We start from the raw sequence: 14540 nt of genomic DNA, 5'->3' as shown, positions 1-14540 counted from the left end.
CGTGCCCCAGAGCCGTCGCAGTCACGACGACACCCCCGTCGGCTGCCGCGCGGCTTCGGCCTTCGCCAGCAGAATGCGGTTCGCGGCCAGCGAGAACTCCTGCCAGGCGGCGGCGATGTCGCGCAGGATGGTCTGCACATAGTCCTTCGGCGGCTTGTGCTCGAACGGGAAGTTCGAGAGCGCGCAGGAGGTGCGGTTGAAGGCAACGGCGTCGTCGAGCAGCGACTGCATGACGTCGCGGAACGGCTTCTGGATCTCGGGCATCAGGCCTGAGCGCCCGCGCTCGATCGCGACATGGCGCATGTCGAAGCTCAGCGCCTCCAGCACCTGCAACGCGGCGGCGAACACCTGCTCGATGGCGCCGAGGACGGCGAGCTGGGTGAGCTGCTCGCGCTGCTGCGTGGCGAGGCTGCGGTTCAGGCGCTGCCGATAGTCGTCGAACGCCGCATCACGCTGCGCCGCGACCCAGGAGGCGAACCAGGAGAGGCTCGCGTCGTTGCCCGACAGCCCCTCGCCCACGCCGCCCGGCCGCACGCCCACCGGCGCGTCGGCGGCCCGCGCCAGCGCGCGCTCGATGCGCCGCGCCGCATTGACGGCGCCTTCCAGATAGCCGGCCGCATGGCTTGCGGTCTCGGCGCCGCCGAGATGCAGGCGGCCCTCCCACAGCGCCCGCCGCAGCATCGGATTGGCGATCTCGCTGTGCTCGCCGCGCGGCGTCGTCCGGTCCAGCGCGCTGCAGGTGAAGCGCTCCGTCGCCCAGTCCTGATAATGCTGCTCGCCGCTTTCCAGCGCCGAGCCGAACAGCTGCACCATCTGGCTGTCCATCAGCATCGGCAGGCCGACATTGAAGGCTTCGCGCAGATCGGGAGGGAAAGCGAGGAAGCCGCCGAGCGCGGCGCGGTCGCCGCCTTCGTCGCAGGCATCGAAGATCTCGCCGACGACGGCCTGCTCGTGACTCACGAAGGCGTTGCCCGATTGGCCCTTGTCGCGCCAATGCGCCTGGTCATAGGCGATCACGATTTTGGCCTGCGCGGCCATCCAGGTCTCGGCGTTGCGCAGCGCCTCGAAGGTCGCGTCATCGAGCGCAGGATAGAAGCCGACATGATCGATCAGCAGCCGCGGCGGCAGCGCCAGCACCGCGCGTTTGGCTTCAACCGCGACCGACTCCGTTTCGGTGGCGAAGATCAGCCGCACATGCGTGCCACAATCGACGATGCGCATCAGCTCATGGCCGAGATGGATCACGGAAGCCGGCAGATCGCGCGACAGCGCCTCGACCAGCTTCGTCATGCCCCCGGACAGCCGGCGCGCCCCCTGATGAATCGGCGGACCGCTGATCGGCTCGGCCGCCTTGTCCGCCTCCTTCAGGTGCAGCACCGTGCCGTCATCATGCTGGGCGAAATCGGTGAGTCCGAGCTCGGCGATCAGGCCGGTGAGCAGCGGCTGGGTCTCGGGCCAGAACCAGGTCGGCCCGAGATCCAGCGCGAGCCCGCTTCTGCTTTTTGCTGTCATGATCCGCCCGCCCAAGCGATGTCGGGCTTCGAACAACGCAAACGTCCCGCCGCGCTGCTGAAGGCTGCGCGCGAGTGTTATTCCGCACAATCCACCCCCGACAATGGCCGTTTCGAGCATGACAGGACCTCGGCTGCTGCGTTGCAATGGCGTGCCGATGGGGGCTTGCAAGAAGCTTGCAAGTTTGCGCCGAGGCAGGTGATGTGCGGTTTCGGACATCGGGTGATGTTCGGCAAAGGACTGACGCAGGACTGCGGCATGAGTGACGAAAGCGCGATCATTGCCGCCAATGCGGCCTTCTACGCGGCCTTTGCGGCCGGCGACTTCGCCGCGCTGGCGGCGCTGTGGGCCGATGGCGACGGCATCTCCTGCATCCATCCGGGCTGGCCGGCGATCGTCGGCCGCGCCGCCGTGATCGGCAGCTGGCGCGACATCCTGAGCAATCCGGCGCGCCCCCAAATCGTGTGTGCGGAACCGCACGCCATCGTCGATGGTGATCATGGCCACGTGGTCTGCATCGAGCTCGTCGATGGTGCCGCGCTTGCCGCCTCAAATCACTTCAAGCGGATCGGCGGCGGCTGGCGGATGGTCCACCATCAATCCAGCGCGATCGCGCAGCTCGTGTCGTCACAGGACGACAGTGACGGCCACAGTCTCCACTGATCGCGGCGCGTCTGGCACGAAATTTGATCTGTCATCTCGCACCGGCGGAAATGTCGGTGATTGTTGATTTTCGTCGCGTTGGATTCGGACCCGATTTCCGTATCCACGCGGGGCGATCGGTACGCTGCGACCAGCATCGTACTGATGCCGACGGGAGACACGGGATGGCACGCGTTCTGACCGCCTATCTGAAGCGCATCGATGTGCCGACGCGCCCAGCGTTGCAGCAGGCGATCGCGCGCCTTCCGTTCGCGCTGACGCTCGACGACGGCTATGTGCCGTTCGAGACATCGGGCTATCTGCCCTGCACGCTCGATGGCGAGGATGCCGGCTTCGACCTGCGCTTCGCCGGCGTGACGGAGCGGCGGGCGGACGCGGGCGAAGTCGCCATGACGATGAAATGGAGCGGCGACCCGCGAGAGGAGGCCGCAGCACTCGCGGTGGGCGCCGCACTCGCCAGGGATTTTCGCGCGACCGTCGAACGCGACGGCGCACAGCTTTCATCCGACCACATGCTCGAACAGGCGAAGGGAGCACTGGTATGAACATGACGGCTCCACTTCAACCAAGCGCGATCCACGCCGTGCCGGCCGAGCTCTGCGACTGCGGCTTCCGCCTCCTGATGATCCGCCAGTTCAATGTCGGCGCGGTGCCGCCGGCTTTCGCGATCATCGATCAGCGCATCATGCGGATGCCGCAGCGGCTCGGACGTCACGGCGTCTCGTTCGCCGCGACGTTTCTGCCCGACGTGATGGCGTGGCTGATCGATCATCTCGGCCGCCCGTCGTTGCATGACGAGAGCGGCCGCTCCTATCGCAATCCGCGCTGGCCGGTGGTGTGCTGGCACGACCAGGAGCGCTACTGGCCGAGCGGCGCCGTCACGGTCGAGTGGTTCGCCGAGGTCGCCTTCCAGGATCACGCTTCGTGGATGGCCTTCCGCACCCATTGGCAGGACGGCCTGATGGGCCGCAGCGCCGACGAGGACGCGCCGGCTGGAGAAGCGGATCAACGCAGCATGCACTCATCGGAAAAGGAATTTACCGAAGATGCGCTTCAGCAGGCATGATCTGCTAAATTGACGCGGAGCCGAGCCCTGCTCTGTTCGGCGCCGATCGAGGCATGATATCAAAGCGGTTGTGCAACGACGCGGAGGCTATCATGCGCTACGTCTCGTGGGTGGGAGGCTGGCTCGGTCACCTGATGCCGCAGCGGCGAGTTGACGCCCGCACGGAGCGCGGCGAACTGGTCGTGCGACGTCGCACCGGTGAGCTGTCGAACGAGGATCTCTTCTACCTCGCCATGCTCGGACCTCACGTGTAGAACGCACCCAGGATCCCGCCCGGCGCGCGACGCGTTCGGCAAAACCGACATCAACAAGATCGACTTCGATAAGTCGACTTCGCAGAGCCCGACTTCAGATGACTGACATTGCCCGTTTGCGCGACTTCGTCGCCGAGACAGCGCGCCTCGTGACCGATACGACTGACGAAGCGACATTGCTCGCGGCCCTCGCACCGAAGCTGAAAGACCTGATCGCGCATGACGATTGGCTGCCGGACGCCTATGCCGTCGCCGACGGTGCCCGCTACCGGCAGTATCTGCTCTATGCCGATCCGCTCGACCGGTTCTCGATCGTCAGCTTCGTCTGGGGTCCGGGCCAGGGCACGCCCGTTCACGACCACCGCGTGTGGGGCCTGGTCGGCGTGCTGCGCGGCGAGGAGCGGTCCGTGAGCTATGCGCGGCAGGCGGATGGCAGCCTGCGCGGAGGCATGCCGGAACGGCTACAGGCTGGACAAACTGCCGCAGTCTCGCCAGAGATTGGCGACATCCACGCCATCTCCAACGGTCTGGCGGACCGCTCCTCGATCAGCATCCACGTCTATGGCGGCAATATCGGCCGCATCCGGCGCGCGGTCTATGACGCGGAGAGCGGCACGAGCAGCGAGTTCATCTCCGGATATTCGAATGACAGCGTCCCCAACCTCTGGCCCGACCGCACCGCCGCCTGACATCGAAGGCTTCACTACACCAAAGGAGCTACGGCGGCGCTGGCGCGCCAATGAAGAGGTGGCGCTGCTCGACGTCCGCGAGGAAGGGCCCTATTCGCTGTCGCATCCGTTCTTCGCGGTGTCGCTGCCGCTGTCGCAGATCGAGCTGCGCATCCTCGATCTGATCCCGCGGCTCTCCGTGCCGGTCGTGGTCTATGATGACGGCGAAGGCGCTGCCGAGCGTGCGGTGCCGCGCATCCGCGCGCTGGGCTACAGCGACGTGTCGATCCTGGCCGGCGGGCTCGCCGGCTATGCCCGGGTCGGCGAAGTGTTCCGCGACGTCAACGTGCCGAGCAAGGCGTTCGGCGAACTGGTCGAGGCGATCCGCCACACGCCGTCGCTGCCGGCGGACGAAGCCAAGGCGCTGATCGAGCGCGAGTCGAACCTCGTCGTCCTCGATGCACGGCGCTTCGAAGAATACCGTACCATGAGCATTCCACGCGGGGTCAGCGTCCCCGGCGGCGAGCTCGCTTTTCGCGCGCGCGAAATTGCGCCGTCGCCCGACACCACGATCATCGTCAACTGCGCCGGGCGCACCCGCTCGATCATCGGCACGCAGTCGCTGATCAATGCCGGTCTGCCGAACAGGATCTATGCCCTGCGCAACGGCACGATCGGCTGGACGCTGGCCGGCCATCACGTCGAGCGCGGCAAGACCGCGCGCATGCTGGAACGGCCGCAGGCGAGCTACGCCAAAGCTCTCGCCGACGCCAAATCTTGGGCCGAGCGTGTCGGCGTCGGCATGCTCGATGCAGCGACGTTCGCGCGCTATCAGGCGGAGGCCGCAACACGGACGCTGTACTGCCTCGATGTCCGCACGCCCGAGGAATATGCCGCCGGTCATCCGGCCGGATTCGCCTCCGCGCCTGGCGGCCAGTTGGTGCAGGCGACCGACGAATGGGTCGGCGTGCGCGGCGCGCGGCTGGTGCTGTTCGATGACGACGGCGTGCGCGCGCGCATGACCGCGTCGTGGCTGACACAGATGGGCTGGGACGCCTCGATCATCGGACCTGACGTCGTGGCGCCGACCGCAACGGAGATCCCTGCCCCCTGCCGGCCGGCCTTGCCGGAGATCGGGGATGCGGCGATCGATGTGGCACGGCTCGCCGCTGACCGCGCGGCCTGGACCATCGTCGAGCTCACGCGCAGCCCGAACTACAAGGCCGGACACATTCCCGGCGCGCATTTCGTGCTGGCGTCGCGCTTTGCAACGGATCTCCGCAAGCTGCCGGGCGACGGCCCGATCGTGCTCGCAAGCGCCGACGGCGCGGAAGCGGCGTTTGCGTTGGCCGAGGCGCGATCGGCGACTAGCCGGCAGGTTCGCGTCCTCGACGGCGGCACGCGGGCTTGGACAATAGCGGGACATGCGCTGGAGACGGATCGACAGTCCTGGATCTCGACGCCGGACGACGTCTACAAGCGCCCCTACGAAGGCACCGACAACGCCACCGAGGCGATGCAGGCCTATATCGATTGGGAGCTGCAGCTGGTCGCGCAGCTCGCCAATGATTCCGTGTCCAACTTTCACGTGGTGTAGTCCGGGCCGCATCCGATCGCCGGGTGGACGACGAGGCAATCGCGGCGCGGATGCCTCCGTGCGCTTCGGCTGCTCGGGAATGCCGCGAACGACGGCGGATCAGGACGGGTCGCAGGCCCGGGATGTCGCCGCCTGCGGCAAGGTCGTCTCCAAGGACTCGCACGCGCCCGGCTGCAGCGGCGGTGCGCCGGGAAGTTGCGGCAACGCCCAGCGGCGGATGGCCTCGAACAGCAAGGGCGGCTGGATCGGCTTGGTGACGTAGTCGTTCATGCCGGCGGCGAGATAGGTCTCGCGCTGGCCGACCAGCGCGTTGGCGGTCAGCGCGATGATCGGCGTGTGGCACGCGGGCGGCGGCAGTTCGCGGATCGCGCGCGTCGCCGACATGCCGTCCATCTCCGGCATCTGGACGTCCATGAGCACCAGGTCGAAGCGCCGCTTGAACACGGCGGCGATGGCCTGGACACCGTTGACGACAATGGTCGGCCTGAAGCCCTGCTTGACCAGCAGGCTGGAGATCAGCGTCGCGATGATCGGACTGTCCTCGGCGACGAGAATGTCGAGCGGCCGATCGGGCGACGCCTCGATCGGCTCGATCGTCAGCACCGGCGCTTCGCCCTGCCGGCATCTCACCTCGAACCAGAAGCGGCTGCCGCGGCCGAGCTGGCTGTCGACGCCAATGTTGCCGCCCATGATGGTGCAGAGCTGCTTGCAGATCGCCAGACCCAGCCCGCTGCCGCCATACTTCCGCGTGATGGAGGTGTCGGCCTGAACGAAGGGGTCGAAGATCTGAGCCTGGATCTCCGGCGACATGCCGATGCCGGTGTCGATCACCTCGATCCTGAGATCGATTGCGCCATCCTCATGCGCGCGATGGCTCGCGCGCACGTCGATTCCACCCCGCTCGGTAAACTTGATGGCGTTGGCGACGAGGTTCAGCACCACCTGGCGGATCCGCGTCGGATCGCCCTTGAGGAATTGCGGCAGCTCGGGTGCGAGGCTCACCTTGAGATCGAGACTGCGTTTCCTCGCCCTCTCGCCCATGAAGGAGACCGCGCTCTCGACCAGATTGCGCACGTCGAAATCGATGCTCTCGGATTGCAGGCGGCCCGCCTCGAGCTTGGAGAAGTCGAGGATGTCGTTGATCACGTCGAGCAGCAGATCGGCGGATTCCTTGGCCAGCGCGGTGTAGCGCTTCTGCTCATCGGTGAGCGTCGTTCCGCGCAGCAGGTCGACCATGCCCACCATGCCGCTGAGCGGCGTGCGGATCTCGTGGCTCATGATCGCGAGAAAATCCGACTTGGCGCGGTTGGCGGCCTCGGCGGCATCGCGCGCGGCGCGCAGCTCCGCGCCGGTCGCTTCCAGCTCCCGTTTCTGCTCCTCGAGATCGGCGCGGATCGCCTGGACGTAAGCGAGCTTCTGCTCGAGTTCAGCCTGGACCGTCTTGAAGGCGGTGATGTCGGTGACGAGGCAGACGGTGCCGCCATCGGAGATGCGATGATCGACGCTCTGGATCCAGCGGCCATTGATCTCGCGATGCTCGATCAGGCGGCTGCCGCCGAGGTGCCAGGCGCGCTTGCGCTCCAGCCATTGCTCGAAGCCGGCACCCTTCGGGCGGATCAGCCCATCGTCGTGGGCCCGCCGCATCAGGTCGGTGAACGAAATGCCGGGCCGCATCAGCCTGGCCCAGCCTGGAAACATCTCGCGGAAACGCGTGTTCGACAGCACGAAGCGATCGTCATTGTCGAACAGGACAAAGCCCTTGGTGAGCGCCTCGATGGCGTCGAGCAACAATTGCTGCGCCTGCTCGGCCGCGATCTCGGCGGCCTTCCGTTCCGTGATGTCCTGGACGATGCCGAAGCGCTCGCGGAACTTGCCGTCGACATCATCGATCGGCTCGGCCACCATCCGGATCCAGCGGATTTCGCCGTCGGGGCGGACGATACGAACATCCTGCTGCAAGGCGCAGCCCGTGGCGATCGTGCGCTCGCGCGCGCGGATGAAGGTGCTGACGTCGTCGGGATGGATGATCTCGATCATCTTGGAGACGGCAACGCTGGGCTGCGGCTCAAGACCGGTGATGTCGAACAGCTGCTCCGACCAGACGGACGATTCGCCCCCCTGCTCTGCCGTCCAATGGGCGATACGGCCGATCCGCTGCGCCTCGTTCAACAGGCGGGTCGTGTGCGCCAGTTGTTCGTTCTGCCGCGCCAGGGCCTCCGCCATCGCAACCGCATGCCGGCTGTTGCGGATCAGCATCGATGTCAGCACGGCCATGACGATGATCGCGGCGACAGCGAGCATCAGCAGCGAGACGATCAGGTCCGGCTGCAGGTCCGCGATCAACTCCACGGCCAAGATCACGAAGGAGGCGGTCGCGACCGAGATCGCCATCGTCCAGCATCGCGCGCGCGGCTCGGCGACAGCGGAAACGCGGCCGTCCATGCCGGTGCCGGACCTCGTGAGGGTCTCGTCGGAGACGACCTGGCTCATGCGCATTCCGCCGCACGTTTCAACGCGTCGGTCGTGGCACCGATCGTGTCGCTCATCAGCGGCAGCTGCGCCGCGATCTCCTCGGCCGTCGACAGATCGAGTTCGATCACGCGCGCGATCTCGGCCAACCGTGCGGCGCCCAGGCTCGAGGAGGACCCTTTCAGAACATGGGCCGCCTTGCGCACCTGGTCCAGATCGCCCTTCGCGAGCGCCGTCCGGATGCCGGCGAATGTCTCGGCCGCGACCACAGGAAGCTGGGACAGCATGGCCCGCAACTCATCGGGATCGAGCGCTGCCTGCAGCAGGTCCAGTTGGTCCTGATCGATCAGCGGAACGTCGGAAGCCCCCGTCACGTCAGCGGCCTCCGCGAGATGAAGTCGTTGCCCGCGGCTTTGCCGCGCGGTCGGGCGCTCTCTCGGCGTTGTGACGCAGCCCTGCGCGCCGGTCGAGGCAGACGATCGTGGTGTCGTCGGGCAGCGGGCTGGCTTCGCCAATCCCGGCCGCGCTGCACAGCCGGTCGATCACCTCCTGCGGCGCGAGCGCGGGCCCGCATGCATTGAGCGCCTTCACAAGCCCATCATCACCGATCCGCTCGCCCTTCGCATTGGGAAACTCGGACAGTCCGTCGCTGAACAGCAGCAGCAGCGAGCCGGGCGAGAACTTGCGGCGCGAGGTGCGATACTGCACGCCGCGTTCGACTCCGAGCGGAAAGCCGCTGGTGTCGCATAGCCGCGCCCGACCATCGATGCCCTGGACGAGAATGGCGGGCGGTGCCCCGGCGGAGGCACATTTGAGCACGTTGGCCCGATGGTTGACGACGACGTACATGAAGGTCGCGAACTGGCCGGTGCGCAACAGCCGGACGAGGCGCTCGTTCAGCATCGACAGCAGGGCGCCGGGATCGTCGTGCAAGGCCTTGTATTCGTGGATCAGCGCGTGCAGCCGGAACGTATTCAGGGCCGCGTTGACGCCATGCCCCGTGAAATCGGCGAGAAAGATTCCGAACGCGCCATTGCTGATCGGCAGAATGCCCCAGAGATCGCCGCCGAGTTCCGAGGACGACCTGTTGTAGGTGGCCATGCGCAGATCCGCGGTGCGTGCCGCCCACTGCAGCGTCACCGGATCCGGCAGCAGCTCGACCTGCATGCGATGGGCGGCTTCGAGCTCCCGCGAGATGCGCTCGCGATAGTCGCGCAACTCGCGCAGCGAATTCCAGCGTTCGAGATGCACGACGACGCGGGCGATCAGCTCCGACGGATTGAGCGGCTTGGACAGAAAATCCGAGGCGCCCGCGGAGAACAGCTCCCCCATCTTCTTGCGGTCGACCGTCGCGGTCTGGACCAGGATCGGCACGTCGGCGAATTCAGGCTTGGCGCGGAGCCGGCGGCAGACGTCGAGGCCGCTGATGTCCGGCATCTGCATGTCCAGCAGCATCAGGTCGGGCCGAAAGCTGTGCACCTGCTCCATCGCCGACAAGCCGCCTTCGGCAAACTCGATGTTGGTGAATTTCTGCGCGCGCAGCACGCCGGCGACCAGGCGCCGACACAGCGGATCGTCGTCGGCAATCAGGATCCGCGCATTGGCAAGTCCCTCCGGCACGGCTCTCTCGTCGGCCGCGGGTTCGACCATCGTCATGACCGGACTCATCGCAGGAACTCCAGCCGCACCGCCGTTCCGCGATCGAGCACCGTCACGGCATCGGAGAACACCTGGAGAATCTCGAGACCGCGACCCGACGCGCCATCCTCCGCGGCCGGCCGGACGCTGCTGTAGTCGTAGCCACGGCCGCTGTCACGGACCGTGACCTGCAGGGCGGCATCGGTCCAGGACGCGGTCAGCCGAATCGGCGCGCATCCGACATCGCGGGAGTTCAGCCTGTCCTCAATCACGGTCTGCGCGGCAACAAGGCCGTCGAGACTGCCGCGCATCCGGCCGTCGATCTGCAGGTTGCCGTGAAGCACCGCATTCATCAGCGCTTCCTGCACGGCGCTGCACACCCTGATCCGCAGATCCTCCGACAGCTCGATCCGGGATCGAATGGCCTGGACGAAGATCCTCACGACCGAATGGCGATAGGCCGCCCGCGTCGTGATGAGCAGATCGAGCCGGTCTGCAGCGGCGCCGTCGAGCACCACGTCCGCGTCTCCGGGCACAGGCAGGCCGGCCTGGACGCAAGTTGTCGCAGGCCGCGCCAAGGCGGCCGCCAGCGTCTCCTCCGAGATGCCGTCCCAACTCGCGCTTCCGGCGATCTCCACATCGGCCGAGACGGACATCGCGGATCACTCCTCGACGGTGAACAGCGCGTTGAACTTGGTGACGGAGAACATGCGCTTCACCTGCCCGATCGGCTTGCGCAGGATCAGCTCGCGATGATTCTTCTTCGCTTCGTCGCGCGCCAGGAGCAGCATTCCAAGTCCCGCGGAATCGATGAAGTCCAGCTTCGAAAGGTCGATGACCACCGATTTGCCGGGCACGGCGAAGAGCTCCGTGACCATCTCCTTGAAGGGAACGTGGTCGGTGAAGGTGAACTCGCCGCTCATCGCAATCTGGCCGCCCGCGCGGTCGATCTGTATCTGCATGATGTCCTCCTAGAACAATTCGACGGTGCCGGTGTCCAACGGCGCGACCGCGGTTTCACCGGGATCAGCGGGCTGCCTGCCCTCCAGGATCTGCGCAACGAAGCGCGAGCGCATTTCCCCGAGCGTGAAGCGGTCCAGCATGGCCTTGACCCATTCATTGTCGGTCGACAGCTCGGCCACCGGCACGTCGAGCGTCTGCTCCGTCGTCGTCTTCAACTCGTCGAGGGCCTCATCGACCACGCGCAGCGTATCCACCACATGCTCGAGCCGCTGCCGCGTCCGGTCCTGGAACTGAATCCCGGTCACCATGCCCGCGACATCGGCGGAAATGGTCTCGGCCTCCTTCATCGCTTCGGCGACGACCTCGTTCAGGTTGCTGCTGCGCTGGATCAGCGCGTTCATCAGCAATTCGAGACGGTCCTTGGCCATCAGGTTCTGCGACATGTCGATGGTCGCGACGCGCTGCAGCGTCGCATGGCCGTTGGCAATGCCTTCGGTGACGGCCTTGAGCTCGGTATCCATGTCGACCGACAGCCGCTGCGTCGCGCCCGACAATTCGCGCACCTCGCCGGCGACCACACGGAAGGCCGCACCGGCCGCCCCTGCCCGTTCCGCCTCGATCCGGGCGTTGAGCGCGAGCATGTTGGTTACGCGGTTGATCTTGTTGAGCTCCTCCATGCAGCTGTCGACGCGGTTGACGTTCGCGTTGAGCTCGCTCAGCGCATAGACCATCGACATCGCGTCCTTGGACAACAGCAGGATCTTCTCGACGACGTCGCTCAACGTCTCCTCGAGCAGGCCGGCGATCCGGTCGATCGCGACCGCCTCGCCATCGACCTCGATGCCAATCGCAAGCCGGCTCAGGCTTTCGACGCGCTCGGTCTGCTGCCCGGCACACACGGCGAGACGCTGGAAACGGCCGCTGAGGCTGTCCGCCTCGGTCTCGACGATCGCCGACGTCTGCTGGATTTCGCCGACCAATGTCCTGATCACGCGCTGCTGCATGCCGCCAAACGCGATCCAGCGGCGCAGCAGATCGTCCTGCTTGGATTGCTCATCCGGCGCGGGCGGCTGCGACGGCTCCGGATCCGGCGGCCTCGTCGCGGCTGCGCTGCTCTGCTTCCAACCAAACATGCGCTACACCCTGACGCCACGCGCCGCGAGGGTTTCGCACCGCTTGAGAACGTGTTCTGCAATCTTGTTGAGCGGCATTTCGGCTTCGACCGCGCCGCATTCCTTGGCGGCCTTGGGCATGCCGTAGACCACGCAGCTCGCCTCGTCCTGGCCAATGGTCGGCGCTCCCGCCGAGCGCATCTCCAGCAGGCCCATCGCGCCGTCGCGGCCCATGCCGGTCAGGATCACGCCGATCGCATTGGGGCCGGCCGCATGCGCGACGGAGCGGAACAGAACGTCCACCGAAGGGCGATGGCCCGAGACGGCCGGCTCGTCGTGAACGCGGCAGACGTAGTTCGCGCCGTTGCGCGCCAGCTCCATGTGGAAACCGCCGGGTGCGATGTAGACATGGCCCGGCAGCACGCGCTCACCGCTGACCGCCTGCTTCACCGTGACCGCGCACAGCTGATTGAGACGGCTCGCGAACGACGCCGTGAACATCGCCGGCATATGCTGCGTGACGACCGCGGCCGGCGCGTCCGACGGAAACGCCATCACGAGTTCCTGCAGCGCCTCCACCCCGCCGGTCGACGCGCCGATCGCGATGATCTTCTCGGACGAATTATACGAGACCCCCGGCCGCTGGATCGGCCGCACCTGCTCGCCGGCCCGCGCGCGAATCTTTGCCGTCGAAGCCGCCTTCACCTTGCTGACGATCTCGTCGCGCATCGCCGGCAGGCCTTCGACCAGTCCGATCACCGGCTTTGCCACGCAATCGAACGCGCCCATCTCCAGCGCCCGGACCGCTGTATCCGCACCCTTCTGGGTCAGCGACGAGATCATCAGCACGGGCATCGGCCGCAGCGCCATGATCTTGTCGAGAAACGCCAGGCCGTCCATGCGCGGCATCTCGATGTCGAGCGTGAGGACGTCGGGATTGAGGCTCTTGATCATGTCGCGCGCGACGATCGGGTTCGGAGCGGCGCCCACGACCTCGATTCCGGGATCGCTCGACAGGATCTCGGTCAGAACCTGGCGCACGAAGGCTGAGTCGTCGACGATCAGAACGCGAATGGCACTCATGTCTACTGCCTCAAAAGAGCTCGACGGATCCGGCGACAGGCTCGACCTGGATCTTGGATTTGTAGGACGTCTCGTGACGGACCAGCGCCTCCTGCTCGATGCGCGGCAGTTCGAGCAGCATCACGCGGCCGGTCGCGGGGAAGTAGTGGACGCGGCGCGGCGATGAGCCACGCAGATGGCTTGCCGCGATCGGCAGATTTTCCGCCGCGAGATACTCCTCGACGAAATCCGCGTTGCGGTGGCCGACCTTGGCCACACCGTTGAGGACGTTGGCGCCGCCAAACACCTTGATCTCGAGCCGGCGGCGCGCGCCGCCGCGCGCGAGCACGTCGTTGATCAGCCGCTCCATCGCGACGTTGCCGTAGCGCATGCTGTCGGACGCATTGCCCCAGGCGCCGAAATTCTCCGGCAGCATGAAGTGATTCATGCCGCCGACCTTGGTCTTGGGATCGCGGATGCAGGCCGCCACGCAGGAGCCGAGCACGGTGACCAGCATCTCGTCATCGGCATCGGTGACATAGTGCTCGCCAGGAAACACCTTGATGGCGACCGCGTCGAAGCGGCTGTCGCGATAGCGCCGGCTGCCGGTGGAGACCTCATCGGTCGCCGCCCCCGCCGCCATTGTCCGCCGTCTTGTCCTGGTCTCGGTCATCGGATCCTCCGGTAGATCGTTCGGCCGACCAGTTCGAAACGGTCGGTGACGCCGAGCAGGTTCTCCGAATGGCCAATGATCAGCCAGCCGTCCGGCTTGAGGATATCCGCGTAGCGGTCGAACAGCCGCATCTGGGTCGGCTTGTCGAAGTAGATGACCACGTTGCGGCAGAAGATGACGTCGAACGGCCCCGACATCGGCCAGGGGCCGAGCAGATTGAGGTGCGCGAAGGTGATGAGATCGCAAAGCTCGTCGTTCATCACGACGTTGCCGTCCCGCATCCGCGTGAAGCGCTTGCGGTGGGTCTCGGGAATGCTCGTTGTCCGGTCCAGCTCATAGACACCCTCTGCGGCATGGGCCGTCACGTTGGTGTCGAGATCGGTGGCGAGGATCTTCAGGTCCCAGTCCATCAGGACCCGCGGGCCGGCCGCGACCGTCATCGCGATGCTGTAGGGCTCCTCACCCGTCGAGCAGCCGGCCGACCAGATACGCACGCGCTCGGTCTGCGCATTGCGGGTGACCAGGGCGGGAAGGATCACCTGCGACAGATAGTCGAAATGGTGGGCCTCGCGAAAGAAGTTGGTGTGGTTGGTGGTGACCGCGTTGATGAAATTGCGCAGCTCGTCGTCGCCCTTGGTGCTCTCGAGCAGACGGCAATACTGCGAGAAATTGGACATGCCGAGCGCGCGCAGCCGCCGCCCGAGCCGACCATGGATGAAGGCACGCTTGCGCTCGCTCAGCACGATGCCGGCCGTGTCCATCACAAGCTTCGACAGCTTGCGAAAGTCCTTGTCCTCGAGCGCGTACTGTTCCTGCACCATGATCTCCCTGGCCTTCGGGGAGACGCCCCCGCGCAAGCGGGG

At 66.2% G+C, this 14540-nt stretch carries 16 protein-coding genes; 6 read left to right on the top strand and 10 right to left on the bottom strand.

Going from position 1 to position 14540, the window contains the following annotated elements; translation table 11 throughout:
- Positions 1 to 21: 21 nt before the first annotated feature.
- Positions 22 to 1632: a flavin monoamine oxidase family protein gene (locus tag ACQR0Z_RS13180; protein WP_434918900.1), complete on the bottom strand. Its 1611-nt coding sequence runs from the start codon at positions 1630 to 1632 to the stop codon at positions 22 to 24.
- A gap of 138 nt (positions 1633 to 1770) precedes the next feature.
- Here ACQR0Z_RS13180 and ACQR0Z_RS13175 point away from each other — a divergent pair, with 138 nt between their 5' ends.
- The 6 genes from ACQR0Z_RS13175 to ACQR0Z_RS13150 all read left to right on the top strand — a co-directional run bounded on the left by ACQR0Z_RS13175 (position 1771) and on the right by ACQR0Z_RS13150 (position 5760).
- Entirely contained in the window at positions 1771 to 2175 is a 405-nt protein-coding gene (locus ACQR0Z_RS13175; RefSeq protein ID WP_434857186.1) for a nuclear transport factor 2 family protein, read from the top strand.
- 164 nt (positions 2176 to 2339) lie between these two features.
- Positions 2340 to 2720, top strand: coding sequence for a hypothetical protein (locus tag ACQR0Z_RS13170; RefSeq protein ID WP_434877031.1), 381 nt, complete (start codon positions 2340 to 2342; stop codon positions 2718 to 2720).
- Positions 2721 to 2722: 2 nt separating this feature from the next.
- The gene (locus tag ACQR0Z_RS13165; protein ID WP_434877163.1) at positions 2723 to 3241 is read left to right on the top strand and encodes a hypothetical protein; all 519 of its coding nucleotides are present in this window, start codon (positions 2723 to 2725) and stop codon (positions 3239 to 3241) included.
- Positions 3242 to 3333: 92 nt separating this feature from the next.
- Positions 3334 to 3495, top strand: a complete 162-nt coding sequence (locus ACQR0Z_RS13160; protein ID WP_434918899.1) for a hypothetical protein — start codon at positions 3334 to 3336, stop codon at positions 3493 to 3495.
- A 98-nt stretch (positions 3496 to 3593) separates the two neighbouring features.
- On the top strand, positions 3594 to 4184 hold the full coding sequence (locus tag ACQR0Z_RS13155; RefSeq protein WP_434918898.1) for a cysteine dioxygenase: 591 nt from the start codon (positions 3594 to 3596) through the stop codon (positions 4182 to 4184).
- Positions 4141 to 5760: a rhodanese-like domain-containing protein gene (locus ACQR0Z_RS13150; RefSeq protein ID WP_434918897.1), complete on the top strand. Its 1620-nt coding sequence runs from the start codon at positions 4141 to 4143 to the stop codon at positions 5758 to 5760. Before ACQR0Z_RS13155 ends, ACQR0Z_RS13150 begins: the two co-directional genes overlap by 44 nt.
- Positions 5761 to 5859: 99 nt before the next feature.
- Here the strand turns inward: ACQR0Z_RS13150 and ACQR0Z_RS13145 are convergent, their stop codons facing one another.
- The 9 genes from ACQR0Z_RS13145 to ACQR0Z_RS13105 are packed head-to-tail and all read right to left on the bottom strand — an operon-like array spanning position 5860 to position 14498.
- Complete coding sequence (locus tag ACQR0Z_RS13145) at positions 5860 to 8250, bottom strand: ATP-binding protein (protein ID WP_434918896.1); 2391 nt, start codon at positions 8248 to 8250, stop codon at positions 5860 to 5862.
- Positions 8247 to 8603 (bottom strand): Hpt domain-containing protein, encoded by a 357-nt coding sequence (locus tag ACQR0Z_RS13140; RefSeq protein ID WP_434918895.1) that lies wholly within the window; start codon positions 8601 to 8603, stop codon positions 8247 to 8249. Before ACQR0Z_RS13140 ends, ACQR0Z_RS13145 begins: the two co-directional genes overlap by 4 nt.
- A 1-nt stretch (position 8604) precedes the next feature.
- Positions 8605 to 9885 carry a PP2C family protein-serine/threonine phosphatase gene (locus tag ACQR0Z_RS13135; protein WP_434857193.1) on the bottom strand — a complete coding sequence of 427 codons (1281 nt, stop codon included), beginning with the start codon at positions 9883 to 9885 and terminating at the stop codon, positions 8605 to 8607.
- 8 nt (positions 9886 to 9893) lie between these two features.
- The gene (locus ACQR0Z_RS13130; protein ID WP_434918894.1) at positions 9894 to 10523 is read right to left on the bottom strand and encodes an ATP-binding protein; all 630 of its coding nucleotides are present in this window, start codon (positions 10521 to 10523) and stop codon (positions 9894 to 9896) included.
- A gap of 6 nt (positions 10524 to 10529) precedes the next feature.
- Positions 10530 to 10829, bottom strand: a complete 300-nt coding sequence (locus ACQR0Z_RS13125; RefSeq protein WP_434857195.1) for an STAS domain-containing protein — start codon at positions 10827 to 10829, stop codon at positions 10530 to 10532.
- Positions 10830 to 10838: 9 nt separating this feature from the next.
- Positions 10839 to 11963 carry a methyl-accepting chemotaxis protein gene (locus tag ACQR0Z_RS13120; RefSeq protein WP_434918893.1) on the bottom strand — a complete coding sequence of 375 codons (1125 nt, stop codon included), beginning with the start codon at positions 11961 to 11963 and terminating at the stop codon, positions 10839 to 10841.
- 3 nt (positions 11964 to 11966) lie between these two features.
- A complete protein-coding gene (locus ACQR0Z_RS13115; RefSeq protein ID WP_434918892.1) occupies positions 11967 to 13025 on the bottom strand; it encodes a protein-glutamate methylesterase/protein-glutamine glutaminase in 1059 nt (352 codons plus the stop codon).
- Between the two features lie 10 nt (positions 13026 to 13035).
- Complete coding sequence (cheD, locus tag ACQR0Z_RS13110) at positions 13036 to 13647, bottom strand: chemoreceptor glutamine deamidase CheD (RefSeq protein WP_434919307.1); 612 nt, start codon at positions 13645 to 13647, stop codon at positions 13036 to 13038.
- A gap of 26 nt (positions 13648 to 13673) precedes the next feature.
- Complete coding sequence (locus tag ACQR0Z_RS13105; protein ID WP_434877037.1) at positions 13674 to 14498, bottom strand: CheR family methyltransferase; 825 nt, start codon at positions 14496 to 14498, stop codon at positions 13674 to 13676.
- Positions 14499 to 14540: the final 42 nt, after the last annotated feature.

It is taken from the genome of Bradyrhizobium sp. HKCCYLS3077, from assembly GCF_051167555.1.
Classification (GTDB): domain Bacteria; phylum Pseudomonadota; class Alphaproteobacteria; order Rhizobiales; family Xanthobacteraceae; genus Bradyrhizobium.
This window is presented reverse-complemented; position numbering and strand designations above follow the sequence as displayed.